The sequence below is a fragment of the Methylobacterium sp. V23 genome, assembly GCF_002917135.1.
Classification (GTDB): Bacteria; Pseudomonadota; Alphaproteobacteria; order Rhizobiales; family Beijerinckiaceae; genus Methylobacterium.
In genome coordinates, this window is sequence record NZ_PDHT01000010.1 from 39,368 (window position 1) to 55,608 (window position 16,241).

General features: G+C 70.1%; 17 protein-coding genes. 12 read left to right on the forward strand and 5 right to left on the reverse strand.

Going from position 1 to position 16,241, the window contains the following annotated elements:
* Positions 1–10 precede the first annotated feature (10 nt).
* From CRT23_RS11390 to coaA, 6 genes are all read left to right on the forward strand, one after another.
* A complete protein-coding gene (locus CRT23_RS11390) occupies positions 11–496 on the forward strand; it encodes a DUF2628 domain-containing protein (RefSeq protein WP_055956250.1) in 486 nt (161 codons plus the stop codon).
* Positions 493–1,155, forward strand: a complete 663-nt coding sequence (gene hisH / locus CRT23_RS11395; protein ID WP_103709779.1) for an imidazole glycerol phosphate synthase subunit HisH — start codon at positions 493–495, stop codon at positions 1,153–1,155. The genes CRT23_RS11390 and hisH overlap by 4 nt, the downstream gene beginning before the upstream one ends.
* Before the next feature lie 48 nt (positions 1,156–1,203).
* Positions 1,204–1,962, forward strand: coding sequence for a 1-(5-phosphoribosyl)-5-[(5-phosphoribosylamino)methylideneamino]imidazole-4-carboxamide isomerase (gene hisA, locus CRT23_RS11400; protein WP_103709780.1), 759 nt, complete (start codon positions 1,204–1,206; stop codon positions 1,960–1,962).
* Positions 1,963–1,979: 17 nt separating this feature from the next.
* Positions 1,980–2,756 carry an imidazole glycerol phosphate synthase subunit HisF gene (hisF, locus tag CRT23_RS11405; RefSeq protein ID WP_103709781.1) on the forward strand — a complete coding sequence of 259 codons (777 nt, stop codon included), beginning with the start codon at positions 1,980–1,982 and terminating at the stop codon, positions 2,754–2,756.
* A 92-nt stretch (positions 2,757–2,848) separates the two neighbouring features.
* Positions 2,849–3,172 (forward strand): phosphoribosyl-ATP diphosphatase, encoded by a 324-nt coding sequence (locus tag CRT23_RS11410; protein ID WP_103709782.1) that lies wholly within the window; start codon positions 2,849–2,851, stop codon positions 3,170–3,172.
* Positions 3,173–3,192: 20 nt separating this feature from the next.
* Positions 3,193–4,191, forward strand: a complete 999-nt coding sequence (gene coaA / locus CRT23_RS11415; RefSeq protein WP_055956579.1) for a type I pantothenate kinase — start codon at positions 3,193–3,195, stop codon at positions 4,189–4,191.
* 20 nt (positions 4,192–4,211) lie between these two features.
* Here coaA and thpR read toward each other — a convergent pair whose 3' ends face one another.
* Both thpR and CRT23_RS11425 read right to left on the reverse strand, forming a co-directional pair.
* Positions 4,212–4,751 (reverse strand): RNA 2',3'-cyclic phosphodiesterase, encoded by a 540-nt coding sequence (thpR, locus tag CRT23_RS11420; RefSeq protein WP_103709783.1) that lies wholly within the window; start codon positions 4,749–4,751, stop codon positions 4,212–4,214.
* Between the two features lie 4 nt (positions 4,752–4,755).
* Positions 4,756–5,385: an arylesterase gene (locus CRT23_RS11425; protein ID WP_103709874.1), complete on the reverse strand. Its 630-nt coding sequence runs from the start codon at positions 5,383–5,385 to the stop codon at positions 4,756–4,758.
* A gap of 161 nt (positions 5,386–5,546) precedes the next feature.
* Here CRT23_RS11425 and CRT23_RS11430 point away from each other — a divergent pair, with 161 nt between their 5' ends.
* A complete protein-coding gene (locus CRT23_RS11430) occupies positions 5,547–6,260 on the forward strand; it encodes an ABC transporter ATP-binding protein (RefSeq protein ID WP_245436147.1) in 714 nt (237 codons plus the stop codon).
* A gap of 4 nt (positions 6,261–6,264) precedes the next feature.
* Entirely contained in the window at positions 6,265–8,841 is a 2,577-nt protein-coding gene (locus CRT23_RS11435; protein ID WP_103709784.1) for an ABC transporter permease, read from the forward strand.
* A gap of 9 nt (positions 8,842–8,850) precedes the next feature.
* Here the strand turns inward: CRT23_RS11435 and CRT23_RS11440 are convergent, their stop codons facing one another.
* Entirely contained in the window at positions 8,851–9,849 is a 999-nt protein-coding gene (locus CRT23_RS11440; protein ID WP_103709785.1) for an aldo/keto reductase, read from the reverse strand.
* A 100-nt stretch (positions 9,850–9,949) separates the two neighbouring features.
* Here CRT23_RS11440 and CRT23_RS11445 point away from each other — a divergent pair, with 100 nt between their 5' ends.
* Positions 9,950–10,861, forward strand: a complete 912-nt coding sequence (locus CRT23_RS11445) for a LysR family transcriptional regulator (RefSeq protein ID WP_103709786.1) — start codon at positions 9,950–9,952, stop codon at positions 10,859–10,861.
* Here the strand turns inward: CRT23_RS11445 and CRT23_RS11450 are convergent.
* Positions 10,845–12,029 carry a hypothetical protein gene (locus CRT23_RS11450; RefSeq protein WP_103709787.1) on the reverse strand — a complete coding sequence of 395 codons (1,185 nt, stop codon included), beginning with the start codon at positions 12,027–12,029 and terminating at the stop codon, positions 10,845–10,847. The genes CRT23_RS11445 and CRT23_RS11450 overlap by 17 nt on opposite strands.
* Positions 12,030–12,148: 119 nt before the next feature.
* On the opposite strand from CRT23_RS11450, the gene CRT23_RS11455 reads away from it, so the two are divergent.
* From CRT23_RS11455 to der, 3 genes are all read left to right on the forward strand, one after another.
* Positions 12,149–12,757, forward strand: coding sequence for an NnrU family protein (locus tag CRT23_RS11455; RefSeq protein ID WP_055956218.1), 609 nt, complete (start codon positions 12,149–12,151; stop codon positions 12,755–12,757).
* 202 nt (positions 12,758–12,959) lie between these two features.
* On the forward strand, positions 12,960–13,673 hold the full coding sequence (locus CRT23_RS11460; RefSeq protein ID WP_103709788.1) for a tetratricopeptide repeat protein: 714 nt from the start codon (positions 12,960–12,962) through the stop codon (positions 13,671–13,673).
* 46 nt (positions 13,674–13,719) lie between these two features.
* Positions 13,720–15,078, forward strand: coding sequence for a ribosome biogenesis GTPase Der (gene der, locus CRT23_RS11465; protein ID WP_055956212.1), 1,359 nt, complete (start codon positions 13,720–13,722; stop codon positions 15,076–15,078).
* Between the two features lie 9 nt (positions 15,079–15,087).
* Here der and CRT23_RS11470 read toward each other — a convergent pair whose 3' ends face one another.
* Positions 15,088–16,215: a carboxylate-amine ligase gene (locus CRT23_RS11470; protein ID WP_103709789.1), complete on the reverse strand. Its 1,128-nt coding sequence runs from the start codon at positions 16,213–16,215 to the stop codon at positions 15,088–15,090.
* Between the last annotated feature and the right edge of the window lie 26 nt (positions 16,216–16,241).

Below are 16,241 nucleotides of genomic sequence, written 5' to 3' on the forward strand. Positions count from 1 at the left end.
GCGAGACGTGATGCGCACCTATACCTTGCACCCCGCGCGCGGGGCCCATGTCGGCGAGGCTCACGGTCTCGAGCGGGCACACCTCGTGCCGGACGCCTTCTCCTGGGCGGCCTTCGCGTTCGGACCGCTCTGGTTCTTCTTCCACCGACTCTGGCTCGCCGGCCTTGGGGTCCTGGCCCTGCTGGCGGTGGTGGCGTTCGGGGGGCGGTTCCTCGGGCTGACGCCGATCGCCGGTTTCGTCATCACCCTTCTCGTGTCGCTCCTGATCGGCCTGGAGGCTTCGTCCCTCCGCCGCTGGACCTATGCCCGGGCGGGGAGTCCGGTGCGGGACGCCGTGACGGCTGGAAATGCCGAGGAAGCCGAAATGAAGGCGGCAGCGCGCTGGCTGGATGGCGCGCCCATGGGGCGCAGCGGACCGGCGCTCCATGCCGGGCTGTCGGTGCCACCGAGTGACCTTGCCATCGGCATGTTCCCGTTCAGCGAGGGGCGGCGGTGAGCGCTGAGACCGTCGCGATCATTGATTACGGCTCGGGCAATCTGCATTCCGCCGCCAAGGCGTTCGAGCGGGCGGCGCGGGAGGCAGGGCTCGACGAGACCCGGATCGTGCTGACGAGCGAGGCCGACACGGTGGCCAAGGCCGACCGGGTGGTTCTGCCCGGGGTCGGCGCCTACGCCGATTGTCGGCGCGGCCTCGACGCCGTACCTGGCATGGTCGAGGCGATGACCCACGCGGCGTACGTGCGCGGTCGTCCCTTCCTGGGAATCTGCGTCGGCATGCAGCTCCTGGCGACGCGTGGCCTCGAGCACGAGACCACGGCCGGCCTTGGCTGGATTCCGGGCGATGTCGGTCCGATCCAACCGACCGATCCCGGCCTCAAGGTGCCCCACATGGGTTGGAATACGCTCGCGATCGACCGGCCGCACGCTTTGCTGGGTGACATTCCGACGGGCGATGGCGGCCTGCACGCCTACTTCGTGCACAGTTACGCACTGTCGCCGGAGCGGATGGAGGATCGTGTCGCTCACAGCGACTACGGCGGAGCGGTCACCGCGATGGTGGCGCGCGACAACGTTGCCGGCACCCAATTCCACCCGGAGAAGAGCCAGCGGCTTGGGCTCGCACTGCTCGCGAACTTCCTGCGCTGGCGTCCCTGAGGCGCAGTCCCCACCTTCGAACCGTCCCACCCGAAAGCGAACCCGCGCGTGATCCTGTTTCCGGCCATCGATCTCAAGGAAGGGCGCTGTGTCCGCCTCGTTCAGGGCGACATGGCCCAGGCCATCGTGTTCAGCGACGATCCTGCCGCCCAGGCCGCGGTCTTCGAGGAGCAGGGGTTTTCCTGGTTGCACGTGGTCGATCTCGATGGCGCCTTTGCGGGCGCGCCGATCAATGCCGACGCCGTCGATACGATCTTGGCGCGGACCAAGCTCCCGGTGCAGCTCGGCGGCGGCATCCGTGAGATGCGAACCCTGGAAGCCTGGCTCGCCAAGGGCGTCAGCCGTGTGATCATCGGGACCGCGGCCGTTCGCGACCCGGCCTTCGTGCGGGAGGCGGCCCGCCTCTACCCCGGCAAGATCGCCGTCGGCATCGACGCCAAGGACGGGCGGGTCGCGGTCGAGGGCTGGGCCACCACATCCAGCATGACGGCCGAGGAACTCGGTCGCCGGTTCGAGGATGCCGGAGTCGCGGCCATCATCTACACCGACATCGCCCGGGACGGCATCCTGAAGGGTCTCAACATCGAGATGACCCTGGGTCTCGCACGCGCCGTCACGATCCCCGTGATCGCCTCCGGCGGTCTCGCCTCGATCGAGGACGTCCACCGCATCCTGGAGCCGGATTGCGCGCTCCTGGCCGGCGCCATTACGGGCCGGGCCCTCTACGACGGGCGGATCGACCCGCGCGAGGCCCTGGCGGCCATCCGGCGCGCAACCGGTACGCCCGACGCCGCTCCGGCGGCCTGACAAATCCGAGGCCGCTCGTGCTCAAGACCCGCATCATCCCCTGTCTCGACGTCAAGGACGGTCGCGTCGTGAAGGGCGTCCAGTTCCTGGAGCTGCGCGATGCCGGCGATCCGGTGGAGGCGGCCAAAGCCTACGATGCGGCTGGTGCCGACGAGCTCTGCTTCCTCGACATCACCGCGAGCCACGAAGATCGCGGCACGCTCCTCGACGTGGTCAGCCGCACGGCGGAAGCCTGCTTCATGCCGCTCACCGTCGGCGGTGGCATCCGCACGGTGGCGGACATCCGCACCCTCCTGTTGGCCGGCGCCGACAAGGTCTCCATCAACACTGCGGCCGTCAACGATCCCGATTTCGTTGCCCGCGGCGCGGAGAAGTTCGGCAGTCAGTGCATCGTCGTCGCCATCGACGCCAAGCGGACCTCCGGTCCCGGCGAGGCGCCTGAATGGCAGATCTTCACCCATGGCGGACGCAAGCCCACAGGCATCGACGCCATCGCCTTCGCCCGCACCGTCACGGCCCGCGGCGCCGGCGAGTTGCTCGTCACGTCGATGGATCGGGACGGGATGCGCTCCGGCTACGATATCGGCCTGACGCGGGCCATCTCAGATGCCGTCTCGGTGCCGGTCATCGCTTCGGGCGGTGTCGGCGGCCTGGACGATCTCGTAGCGGGAGTCCGCGAAGGCGGTGCCAGCGCGGTTCTGGCAGCCTCGATCTTCCATTTCGGGCAGCACACGGTATCCGAGGCCAAGGCCCACATGGCCGCGGCCGGTCTCTCCATGCGCCTCGATCTCTGAGGCTGACCTTCGCAGCCCTTGCGTCATGATCCATCGTGCCGCACGCTTGGTTGCACGGCATGATAAGCCCGGTTCGCCGGGACCAGGATTGTATGACTCAGTTCACCCTCAGCGATCTCGAAGCCCTTGTCGCGGATCGTGCGGCAGCGTCTCCCGAGACCTCCTACACCGCAAAGCTCCTGGCCGGCGGCCCGGCTAGACCCGCCAAGAAGCTCGGTGAGGAAGCCGTCGAGGCGGCGATCGCCGCCGTGCAAGGCGACCGGGCAGGCCTCATCGGTGAAGCGGCAGACGTGCTGTACCATCTCATGGTCGTGCTGCGGGGCGGCGGTGTGCCCCTGCACGAGGTGATGGCGGAGCTCGAGCGGCGCACAGTGCAGAGCGGGATCGCCGAGAAGGCCTCTCGGAGCCCCGCGTGAACGCCGAATCGCCCTTCACGATGCCGCCCGTGGGATCCGTACGCCCGACGGGCCAGGATCCGGTCACCGGCCAGGGCTCCGAGCGACTCTCGCCCTACCGCTTGTTCACCCGCGAGGAATGGGCGCAGCTGCGGGCCGATACGCCCCTGACCCTGGCGGCGGAGGAGGTGGCACGCCTGCAATCCCTCAACGATCCGATCTCTGTCGAAGAGGTGGAGGCGATCTACCTGCCGCTCTCGCGGCTGCTCTCCCTCTACGTCGCGGCGACCCAAGGGCTGTTCAAGGCAACTCAACGCTTCCTTCTCGCCGAGCACGAGACCAAGGTGCCCTACATCATCGGCCTTGCCGGATCGGTGGCCGTTGGCAAATCGACCTCCGCCCGCGTGCTCGCCGCCCTGCTGGCGCGCTGGCCCAACACCCCGAAGGTCGACCTGATCACCACAGATGGCTTTCTGCTGCCCAATGCCGAGCTCAAGCGGATGGGCGCGATGGAGCGCAAGGGCTTTCCCGAGAGCTACGACACCGCCGCGCTGTTGCGTTTCCTCACCGACATCAAGGCCGGCAAGAAGCGTGTTGCGGCACCGCTCTACTCCCACCTCGTCTATGATGTGGTGCAGGGCGAGGAGCGGATCATCGAATCGCCCGATATCCTCATCGTTGAAGGCTTGAACGTCCTGCAGCCGGCACGCCTGCCGCGCGACGGCACCGCGATTCCGTTCGTCTCGGATTTCTTCGACTTCTCGATCTACCTCGACGGTCACGAGGACGACCTGCACCGCTGGTACGTCAATCGTTTCCTGCGCCTGCGCCAGACCGCCTTCCGCGATCCGCTTTCCTACTTCCGCAAGTATGCCGAGGTGACGGAATCCGAGGCGATCGAGATCGCCGATACGCTCTGGACGACCATCAACCTGCCGAACCTGCGCGACAACATTCTGCCGACCCGGCAGCGGGCCAGCCTGATCCTCGCCAAGGGCGCTAGCCACCGCATCGAGTCAGTGGCATTGCGCCGCCTCTGACCGCTCCGCGGGTCTGCCTTCTACCCGAGCGGGTAGGCTGCCTCGATGACGTAGGGACCGCCACCCTTCGATTCCCGTGCCGAGAACAGCGCCACACGCTCGGCCATGAAGGTGAGCGGTTCGAACAGACCGCGCTCGCCCAGATAGGCGGCCACGTCCTCCGATCTCGCCTCGCGTCGCAGGCGGGCGAGCGTGACGTGTGGCGTGAATTTACGACGTTCTGGCTCCGCGCCCGCTTGCCGGGCCAGGCGCTCCTGCTCCGCTTGTAGGTCGACCAGTTCCGGAGCCGGGATCACCGTGGCCAGGATCGCGCGCGGCTTGTCGCCACCGAAGCTCGCCAAGCCGTCGAGGGTTACGGGAAAGGGGGTTCGCGCGCGCGCCTCGATCAGCCGCTCATGCAGCGCCTCAGCGACTTCGATCTCGACATCCCCGAGGAAACGCAGGGTGATGTGATAATCCGAAGGCTCGATCCAGCGGCTCCCGCGCAGGGCTCCGCGCTTCAGAGCCAGCGCCTGCGCGATGTCGGGGGGAATCTCGATGCCGGTGAACAGGCGCGGCACGGGTTCAGCGCGCCTGCGGCTTGATGCGATCGAGGAAGGTCTCAACGGTCGGCAAGATGCCGGCCACGATGGTCTCCACGCCGCGGGTGTTCGGATGCAAACCGTCGTCCAGGTGTGCCTGCCGGTCGCCGATGATGCCGTCGAGGAAGAACGGGTAGAGGACGAGATCGTAGCGCTTGGCCAGATCCGGGTAGATCGCGTCGAAGCGCGTTGCGTAGTCCGGTCCCAGGTTGGGGGAGGCCTTCATCCCCGCGAGAAGCACCGGGATGCCGCGTGCCTTGAGGCGCGCAATCATCGCATCGAGAGCCTTGCGAGTCACCGAGGGGTCGGTGCCGCGCAGCATGTCGTTGGCGCCGAGTTCAAGGATGACGCCGTCTGTTCCGTCCGGAACCGACCAGTCGAGGCGATCGAGGCCGCCCGTGGTGGTGTCGCCGGAGACCCCGGCATTCGCCACCGTAACCGCGCGTCCGCGTGCCTTCAGGGCCCGTTCCAGCACCGTCGGGAAGGCCGCATTCGTGGGGAGGCGATAGCCAGCGGTCAGGCTGTCGCCGAAGGCGACCAGCTTCACCGGCGACGCGTCCGGTGTCGCGTTCGACGGACGGGTGCCGAGGCCCAGTGCGGCAAAGAGTGTCATCAGAGCGACGAGGCCGAGACCGGCATGGTGCGCTGCCCTCTTGCGGACCATATCGGTGAGGCGTGAGACTCCACACAGACCCATTCGATCACAACCCCGACCCTTGCATCCACCTTGCCGGCGGTCACGCTGACGCCACCTGCTCACAGATCGGTCGCCCGTTGAAGTCCGACAACCCCTCCGCGCCGACGGCGCAGACCATCGCTCTCTCCGATATCGACCTCAGCCTCGGTCGCGGGGCCGCTCGCGTCCATGTCCTGCGCGGCATTTCTCTCGATGTGGCGCCGGGCGAGGCGGTGGGGCTTGTCGGTCCCTCCGGCTCCGGCAAATCGACGCTGCTGATGGTCATGGCCGGCCTGGAGCGGCCCGATTCCGGGCGCATCTTCGTCGAGGGCACCGATCTCGGAAGTCTCGACGAGGATGCCTTGGCGCGCTTCCGCGGGCGCCGCATCGGTATCGTGTTCCAGGCTTTTCATCTCGTCCCGACGATGACCGCCCTGGAGAACGTGGCGCTGCCCCTCGAACTCGCCGACCAGCCCGATGCGCACCGCCGGGCACAGGTCGAGCTGGAGGCGGTCGGCCTCGGCCACCGCCTGCATCACTATCCGGCCCAGCTCTCGGGCGGCGAGCAGCAGCGCGTCGCCATTGCGCGGGCTATTGCACCGGACCCCGCAATTCTGGTGGCCGACGAGCCGACGGGCAACTTGGATGAGGCGACCGGCCGTCAGATCGTCGACCTGCTCTTCGCCCTGAAGCGCGACCGCGGCGCGACCCTCGTCCTCGTCACGCACGACCCCGGGCTCGCACGCCTCTGCGACCGCACGGTTCGCCTCCGCTCCGGCCGGGTGGAAGCACCGCTGCCGGTCCAGGCCTGATCCGATGCATGGCACCCTTTCCAAGCCGAGTGCACGTTCCTCACGTCGGCCTGTTCCGCTCACCCTGCGCCTCGCGCTTCGCGAATTGCGCGGCGGCCTGGCGGGCTTCACCGTGTTCCTCGCCTGTATCGCCCTCGGCGTCGCGGCCATCGCCGGCGTCGCCTCGATCTCGCGCTCGCTCACCGATGGTCTCGGGCGGGAGGGCGCGCGCATCCTCGGCGGCGATCTCACCTACAGCCTGATCAACCGGGAGGCGACGCCCGAAGAGCGCGCGGCCCTCGACGCCCAAGGGCGCGTTTCTGTGGTGACCACGCTCCGTGCGATGGCCGTGGCCGGCGAGACCGGCGCGGCCCTGGTCGAGCTGAAGGCGGTGGGCGCCGACTACCCCACCACCGGCGAACTCGTCACCGATCCCGCCGAACCCCTGGCCGATCTCCTGTCCGAACGCGAAGGCGCTGCCGGTGCGGTTGCGGATCCGGCCCTGCTCACCCGCCTCGATCTGAAGGTCGGGGACAGGATCACCATTGCGGGCAAGCCGTTCGTCATCCGCGCCACCCTGGTGTCGGAGCCGGATCGCATCGCTAACGGCATCGGCTTCGGCCCTCGGGTGCTGATCATGCACGAGGCGCTGGCCGCCTCGGGCCTGATCCGGCCGGGCAGCCTGAACCGCTGGAGCTACCGCCTGCAGATCCCCGGTGCCGGAGATGCCGACCTCGAGACGCGCGCCGCCGCCATCGACAAGGCCGCGCCGGATGCAGGATGGGAGATGCGGGCGCGCACCAACGCCGATCCGCGCTTCGCCAAGAGCATCGAGCGCTTCACGCAGTTCCTGACCCTCGTCGGCCTCACAGCATTGATCGTCGGCGGCGTCGGGGTCGCCAACGCGGTAGCGGCCTTCGTCGAGCGAAAGCGCGGCTCCATCGCCACCCTGAAGAGTGTCGGCGCGCCGGGTGGGCAGGTGGTGGTCCTCTACCTCACCCAGGTCCTCCTGATCGCAGGCCTCGGGATCGCGATCGGCCTCGCAGTGGGGGCGCTCCTGCCCTTCGGCCTCGACGCCCTGTTCCACGATGCCCTGCCGCTGCCGCTGAATCCGACCATCGCGCCCGGCGAGCTGGCCCTTGCAGCGGCTTACGGCTTCCTGACGGCGCTCGCCTTCGCCATCCTGCCCCTGGGGCGCGCCCATGACATTCCCGTCTCGGGCCTGTTCCGCGACGTGGTCGATCCGGGCTCCGCCCGCACCCGTCTGCGTTATCGCCTGATCCTGGCGGCCGCCCTCGCGGGATTGGTCGGGCTGGCGCTGGTCACCGCCTTCGACCGGCGCCTGGCGCTCATCTTCATCGTCGCCGCCGGACTCGCCTTCGGGCTGCTGCGCGTCGTCGCCCTCGGCCTCATGGCGGTGGCGCGACGTCTCCCGCGTCCACGCATGGCGGCCCCCCGCATGGCCCTGGCGAACCTGCATCGGCCAGGGGCGCTCACCCCCGCGATCGTGCTCTCTCTCGGCCTGGGCGTGACCTTGCTCGTCACGCTGAGCCTCATCGACGCCAATGTGCGGCGAACCTTGACGAATTCCCTGCCCGCCAAGGCGCCGAACCTGTTCTTCCTCGACATCCCCTCGAGCGACGCGGACGCTTTCCACGCCTTCCTCGGCGGGCTGTCGCCGGGCGCAAAAATAGAGCGCGTTCCGATGATGCGCGGGCGGATCACCGCCCTGAACGGCGTTCCGGCCGGCGAGATCAAGGCGCCCGAGGACGCCGCCTGGGTGCTCGATGGCGACCGCGGCATCACCTATGCCGATGACCTCCCGGAAGGCTCATCGTTGGTTTCCGGTCACTGGTGGACCGCCGAGGAAGCACGGACGCCGCTCGTGTCCTTCGATGCCGAACTGGCGGGTAAGCTGAACCTCGCCGTCGGTAGCAGCGTGAGCGTCAATGTCCTGGGGCGGACGCTGACGGCCAGGATCGCCAACCTGCGCAAGGTCGAGTGGCGCTCACTCGGCATCAACTTCGTCATGGTGTTCTCGCCCGGGACCTTCCGGGGGGCGCCGCATTCCGATCTGGCGACCCTGACCCTGCCGAACGGCCCCGACGCCAAGGCCGAAGCCGCGATCCTTCGGGACGTGGCCCGGACCTACCCGTCGGTCACCAGCGTGCGGGTGAAGGAGGCGCTCGAGGCCGTGAGCGATATTGTCTCCAAGCTGGTCCTGGCCATTCGGGGCGCCAGCGGCATCGCCGTGGTGGCGAGTCTGTTCGTGCTGGCCGGAGCCCTCGCCGCCGGTCACCGCGCCCGGCTCTACGACGCGGTCGTGCTCAAGACCCTGGGCGCGACGCGGGGTCGGCTGCTGGCCGCCTACACCCTGGAATACGGCGCCCTCGGCCTCGCCACGGCGATCTTCGGGCTCGCCGCCGGGACCCTCGCGGCCTGGGTCATCGTCACCCGGGTGATGAAGCTCGACTTCACCCTCGACCTGTCGGGGGCGATCCTGGCGGCGGGCCTCGCGGTCGCCTTCGCCATCATCCTGGGCCTCGCCGGAACCTGGCGCATCCTCGGCCAGAAGCCGGCGCCGTATCTGCGGCAGTTCTGAGCGAGGGCGTCACAGCGTCTCGATGCCGGCGGTTCCCCCTTCCGCATAGCGGGCGCCCGCGACGGCGCCCGCTCGGAACAGTCCATCGAGCTCGGTGATCTCGCCGGGGGTGAGGGCGAGGTCCATGGCCGCGGCGTTCTCGGCGAGACGTGCCACCCGCCGCGTACCCGGGATCGGCACCACGTTCGGTGCCTTGTCGACGAGCCAGGCGAGGGCGATCTGGCCCGGACTGGCACCGCGCGCGGCCGCGATGGCGACGAGACCGTCGAGCAGGCGCTGGTTCCGCGCGAGGGCATCGGCCTGGAAGCGCGGGTTGCCCCGGCGGAAATCGTCGGCGGCGAGCTGCGCCGGATCGAGGCCCCCGGTGAGGAAGCCGCGTCCGAGCGGTGCGTATGCCACGAAGGTGACGTCGAGGTCGCGGCAGGTCTGCAGCATCGCGTCCTCGGGCGTCCGGCTCCAGAGGGAATACTCGCTCTGGACCGCCGCGATGGGGTGAATCGCATGGGCGGCCCACAGGGTTTCCGGCGAGACCTCGGACAGGCCGAGCGCGCGGACCTTGCCCTGGTCCACCAGGCGGGCCATCGCGCCGATCATCTCGGCGAGCGGGGTCTCCGGGTTGCGGCGGTGGCAGTAGTAGAGATCGATGGTCTCGACCCCGAGCCGGGTCAGCGAGGCCTCGCAGGCCGCGGTGAGATAGGCCGGCGTGTTGTCGATCCGCCGCTTCGCGCTGTCGTCCGGGCTGTTGGAGGGGCGGACGATGCCGAACTTGGTGGCGAGCACGACCCGGTCGCGGCGGCCCTTGAGGAAGCGGCCGAGCAGGGTCTCGTTGTGGCCGAGGCCGTAGGTGTCGGCGGTGTCGAGGAAGTCGTAGCCGAGGTCGAGGGCCGCCGCGAGGGTGTCGAGGGACTCCGCCTCGTCGGACGGTCCGTAGAATTCGGACATTCCCATGCAGCCGAGGCCGGGGACGGAGACGGTGAGGCCGGTCTGGCCGAGGGGCTGCTGTCGCATCGCGCTGCCTGGGTTCGGGGTTCGCCGCCCCGGTGTGCCACGGCGCCGGATCGGCGATAAGCTCAACACTCCGGGACGAACCGTTGAGCGAGGCGCATCAATGCGGCGTGGCGATCTGGCGGATCTCGCGGCGTTCGCGGCCATTGCCCGGAACGGCAGCTTCCGCCGGGCCGCACGCGATCTCGGGGTGTCCACCTCCGCGCTGAGCCATGCCCTGCGGGGCCTGGAGACCCGGATGGGGGTGCGTCTGCTCCACCGGACCACCCGCAGCGTCGCGCCGACGGAGGCGGGCGCGGCCCTGCTCGCCCGGATCGCGCCGGCCCTCACCGAGATCGCCGCGGCGGTCGGAGCTGCGGGCGCGTTCCGCGCCACCCTCGGGGGCGCCCTGCGCATCAACGCGCCGCGCTCGGCCTGCCGCCTCGTGCTGATGCCGCTGGTGGCGCGCTACCTCGCGCGATATCCCGGGGTCCGCGTCGAGGTGGCGGCGGACGATGCGCTGACCGACGTGGTGGCCGCCGGCTTCGATGCGGGCGTCCGATTCGGCGAGCACCTCGCCGGCGACATGATCGCGGTGCCGCTCGGGGGGCCCCAGCGCTTCGCCCTGGTGGGCGCCCCCGCCTACCTGGACGGGCGGCCGCGGCCCGAGAGCCCGGCCGATCTCGTGGAGCACCTCTGCATCCGGCAGCGCTTTCCCGGCGGTGCGGTGTATCGCTGGGAACTCGAGAAGGACGGACGGGCGGTGGCGGTGTCCGTCGACGGCCCGCTCACCGTCAACGACCAGGAGATGATCGTCGAGGCGGCCCTGGCGGGCCTCGGCCTCGGCCTGGTCTTCGAGGACAGCGTCGGCGATCACCTGGCGTCCGGCCGGCTCATCCGCCTGATGCCCGAGTGGTGCCCGAGCTTTCCCGGGCTGTTCCTGTACTACGCCGGCCGGCGTCAGATCCCCCCGCCGTTGCAGGCCTTCATCGACCTCGTGCGGCGGCCGGAGGCCGGGCTCAGGGCCACACCTTGATCGCGAGATTGCGCCGGAGGAGGTCGCGGTCGGAGGTGATGCGGCAGCCCTCGGTGCGCAGGGTCACGTAGGTGAGGAAGGCCGTGTCGCCGGTGTCGTCAAAGTTGCGGCCCTGGGCGTCGGGATCGAGCAGGGACGGATAGGCGATCAGCCCGTCGGGCGCGTGGCAGGGATCGTCGTACAGGGTGGCGCCGGCCAGGAGGAGGCGCGGGCTGTCCCAGGCCAGGAGGTCGCGGGAGGTGGTCCAGTAGAAGCCGGATTGCGGAAAGCCCGCGCCCGCCTTGGCCATGAAGACCGCGATCCAGGCGCCGCTGCCCCGGTGGCGCACGACGGCGCCGACGGGGGTCGGGAACGGTGCCACGGGCGCACAGGTCGCCGCGGCCTTCACGGGCTTCGCGTACGGATCCGGGAAGGCCGCCGTGTAGCCCGCGCCGGTCCAGGCGCGCCAGCTCGTCGGGTCGGCGGGATCGCGGGTGCGGAACAGGCAGACGCCCGCGGCTTGATCGCTGCCCGGCAGGGTCCAGCCCGTGGTGGAAGCGAGAAAGTAGCGCCAGGTTCCGTCCGAGACGATGTTGGACGGATTGAAGAAACCGCGATGGCTGCCCTGCCCGACCTCCTGGCGGAAGGGCGCGCCGGCCACGACCACCGGCGGCGCCGCGCGGTGGAAGCTGCGTCCGCCATCGGTCGAGGCGGCCGCGATTACGCTGTTGTACCAGCAGGCCATGTAGTCCTTGGCGCGGCAGCGGCCCGGGTGCTCGTTGGCCCGGTACTCGTGGTGGACCAGGGCGGCGACGGCACGACCGTCCTCGGTCCACGTCGCGGTGATCCACGAGGCGTCGTCGTAGGCGGCCGGATCGGCCTTGCCCCCGGACTCGAGGACCACCGCGCAGTCCAGTTTGAGGGCGTCCAGGCGGGGACCGCGAAAGGCGCGATTCCGGTAATGCATGCCGAACAGGGCGACGGACCCGGAGGCCTCGCGGAAGGCCCGGGCCGAGGCGTCGGGGACGTCGACCCCGTCGCAGGCGTCGCGACCCGCCTTGAACATCACCACCGGCGGGCCGACCAGGGTCAGGGCGGAGAGCGGCGGCTCGGGCGCCGCCCGGGCCGGGCCGGCGAGGCCGACGAGACCGAGCAGGAGCCGGGCCGCGAGGTGAAGGGGGCGCGTCATCGGGTGTGCCTGGACATCGGCCGCAGTTTGCGTTTTGAACCGTTACAGTTGGATTGTGCGCACGCGTCCGATTCCGGCCTTGTCCACATGTCCCCGTCGACCGTCCGCGAAGGCCTTTCATGCTCCTCCTCATCCTCGGGCTCGTGCTCTTCCTCGGCACGCATGCCTTCTCCATGGCGCGGGCGCGGCGGGCGCGGATGATCGATCAGGTCGGCGAGGGCCGCTACAAGCTCGCCTACACCCTGTCCTCCCTCCTGGGCCTCGTGCTCATCGCCTACGGTTTCCACCTCTATCGCCAGTCCGGCTACATCGCCGTGTGGGACCCGCCGGTCTGGACCCGCCACCTGGCCCTGCTCCTGACCGCCCTGGCCTTCGTCGCCCTGGCCTCCGCCTACCTGCCGGGCCACATCCGCGCCCGGGCCAAGCACCCGATGCTGCTGGCCGTGAAGATCTGGGCCACCGCGCACCTGCTGGCCAACGGCGACCTCGGTTCCATCCTGCTGTTCGGCAGCTTCCTGGCCTGGGCGGTCATGGCCCGGATCAGCGCGAAGCGCCGGGCGCTCGCCCCCGGGGCCGTGGTCGCGCAGCATGCCGGCCCGGCCGCCGCGCCGGCCGGCTGGCGCAACGACGCCCTGGCGGTGGTGATCGGGCTCGCGGTCTGGTTCACGTTCGCCCGCTACCTGCATCCGCTCCTGATCGGCGTCGCCGCCTGGCCGGGCCAGGCCTGAGGCGCATCCGCACCGGAGGCCCCGCGTCGAGGCGGGGCGCGCCGCATCGTAAGCCGGTCGCGCCGCGTCGTAAGCCGGTCGCGCCGCGTCGTAAGCCGGTCGCGCCGCGTCGAAGCCGGTCGCCAACGGCCCGCGCCTGTGATAGGCGCAGGCCTTCCTCTTCATGCAGCGGCCGCTCGGTTCCCGATCGGCGTGAGACGACATGGCCGAAAACAACGAGTTCATCCGCGAGGTCAACGAGGACTATCGCCGCGATCAGGTCGCCGAGATCTGGCGCCGCTACAGCGGCGTGATCATCGCCCTGGCGATCCTCGTGGTGGCCGCCGTCGGTGGCTGGCGCTACTGGCAGCATGACCAGCGGGTGCGCGCCGAGGCCGCCTCCGAGCGCTTCGAGGTCGCCAACCGCCTGGCCCGCGAGGGCAAGTCGGCGGAGGCCGACAAGGCTTTCGAGGCGATCGAGAGCGACGCGCCGTCCGGCTACGCCCTCCTGGCCCGCTTCCGGTCCGCCACCGAGACCGCCAAGCGCGATCCGAAGGCGGGCGCCGCCGCGTACGACGCGCTGGCCAACGACACCAAGGCGAGCACCGGCCTGCGCGACCTGGCCCGCCTGCGCTCGGCCCTGCTGCGCGTCGACGGCACGGAGCCCGACGCCGCCCTGGCGACGCTCCAGGGCCTCGCCGCACCGAACGGCCCCTTCCGCCACACCGCCCGCGAGATGCTCGGCCTCGTCGCCCTGAAGCGCGGCGATTACGACGGCGCCGGCCGCTGGTTCGACCAGATCAACGCCGATGCGCAGACGCCGCAGAACCTGCGCCAGCGCATCGAGGTCTACGCGGCCCTGGTGGCCGGCGGACCCATCACCGTGACCGCTGCGGCCCCCGCCGCCCCGGCCGCTCCCCCACCCGTCACGCGCTGAGCCCTCGACCCGCTTCTCACGGACGCCTGATCGAAACGAGCACACCATGGATATGCCGACCGTCGCGATCGTCGGACGGCCGAACGTCGGCAAGTCGACCCTGTTCAACCGCCTCGTGGGCAAGAAGCTCGCCCTGGTGGATGACCGCCCCGGCGTGACCCGCGATCGGCGCGAGGGCGACGTCAATTTCGGTGGTCTCGTCTTCCGCATCATCGACACCGCCGGTCTCGAGGAAGCCGATCCCGGCTCCCTCCTCGGCCGCATGCGGGCCCAGACCGAGGCCGCGATCCTCGAGGCCGACGTGGTGCTGTTCGTCATCGACGCCCGCGCGGGCGTACTGCCGGCCGACCAGCCCTTCGCCGAGATGGTGCGCCGCGCCGGCTGCCCGGTGATCCTCATCGCCAACAAGGCGGAGGGGGGCGCCGGCATGTCGGGCGCCTACGAGGCGTTCTCCCTCGGCCTCGGCGATCCCATTCCGTTCTCGGCCGAGCACGGCGAGGGCATCGGCGAGTTGCACGATGCGCTGATCGAGTCGCTGCCGAAGCCGGACGACGAGGACGAAGACTACGACGACGATCCGTCGAATCGCTCGCTCAAGGTCGCCATCGTCGGCCGCCCCAATGCGGGCAAGTCCACGCTGATCAACCGGATGCTCGGCGAGGAGCGCCTTCTCGTCGGCCCCGAGGCAGGCATCACCCGGGACTCGATCTCCCTCGACTGGGAATGGCGCGGCCGCCGGATCAAGCTGCACGACACCGCCGGCATGCGCCGCAAGGCGCGCATCGACGACAAGCTCGAGAAGCTCGCGGTCTCGGACGGCCTGCGCGCCGTGCGCTTCGCCGAGGTGGTGGTGGTGCTCCTCGACGCCACGATCCCGTTCGAGAAGCAGGATCTGACCATCGTCGACCTGATCGAGAGCGAGGGCCGCGCCCTCGTCATCGGCCTCAACAAGTGGGATCTGGTCGCCGACCAGAACGGGCTCCTGAAGAAGCTGCGCGAGGATTGCACCCGCCTGCTGCCCCAGGTCCGCGGCGTCGCCGTGGTGCCGCTCTCCGGCCTCGCCGGCGAGGGCATCGACAAGCTGATGCAGGCGGTGACCAACGCCGAGTCGATCTGGAGCACCCGTGTCTCGACCTCGCGGATCAACGACTGGCTCAGCGAGGCGACCCAGCGCAACCCGCCGCCGGCGGTCTCCGGCCGGCGCATCAAGATCCGCTACGCCACCCAGGTGAAGAGCCGCCCGCCGCACTTCGCCCTGTTCGGCAACCAGCTCGACGCCCTGCCGAAATCCTACACCCGCTACCTCGTCAACGGCCTGCGCGAGTCGTTCGAGCTGCCCGGCACGCCGATCCGGCTGTCGCTGCGGACCTCGAAGAACCCGTTCGACCGCGAGAACAAGGGCTGAGGCCTGGGATCAGGCCGCGCCGCAGGTCGTCTGGGCGAGCCAGTCCACCACCGCATCCAGGGCCTGGCGGTTCGAGGTGTCGCCGTCGCGGGCGCCCTCGAACGTCGCGGCCTGGCGCTCGGCGCTGGTGCCGTTCGCGAGAATGCTGCGGGCCCGGGCGACCTCCGCTTCGCAGCCGAGGGCGGCGGCGTCCTCGGCGATGAGCGCGAGGACGTTTTCGAGAGCCTGGGCGAAGGGCAGGGCCTCCTCGCTCGCCTCGTCGATCAGCTCCGCCTCGGTGCCGCTGCGCTGGGCGCGCCAGAGATTCTCCTGGGCGAGCGCCCGCGAGACGCCGTCGAGGTCGGCGTTGAGGTCCGGCCGGCGCACCGCGAGGCGGACGAGGCAGCGGTAGAGGGCCGCGATGGTGAGCGCGTCCTCCAGCCGGGTGCAGGAATCGGCGATCCGCAATTCGAGGGTCGGGAACTTGATCGACGGCCGGAGCGACCACCACAGAAAGCTCGCATCCTGGATCGAGCCCGCCCGGGTCATGATGCGGACGTAGCGTTCGTAGGCGGCATTGTCCGCGAAGAGGTCGGGCAGGCCGGTGCGGGGCAGCTCGCCGAAGGCGCTGAGGCGATAGGCGCTGAGGCCCGTCGGCTTGCCCTGCCAGAACGGCGACGAGGCCGAGAGGGCGAGCAGCAGCGGCTGGTAGGGCAGGAGCCGGTTCATCAGGTCGACGCGCCTGTCGGGCTCCGGCACCTCCACGTGGACGTGCATGCCGCAGATCAGGCTGCGGCGCCCGGCGAGGCCGACGTCGCGCAGGATGCCGCGGTAGCGGTCGCCCTTGGTGGGGAGCTGGCGGGCCCAGTCCGCCACCGGATGGGTGCCGGCCGCGAAGACCAGCAGACCGTGCTCGCGACCGAGCTTGCCCAGGGCCGAGCGCTGTCGGGTCAGGACGTCGCGCGCCTGGGCGAAGTCCGTGGAGGGCGGGGTGCAGACCTCGACCTGGCACTGGAGCAATTCGCGCCCGATCTCGGGCAGTTCCTCGCCGGCCTGGACATGGAAGGGCTTCACCGAGCGACGCGGCGTACCGCGCGTCTCGGCATCCGCCAGGAAATACTCTTCCTCGATGCCGAAGCGGAAGGGGGCGGACGTCATCGGGAGCCTTGTCGTTGGGTTGCTCC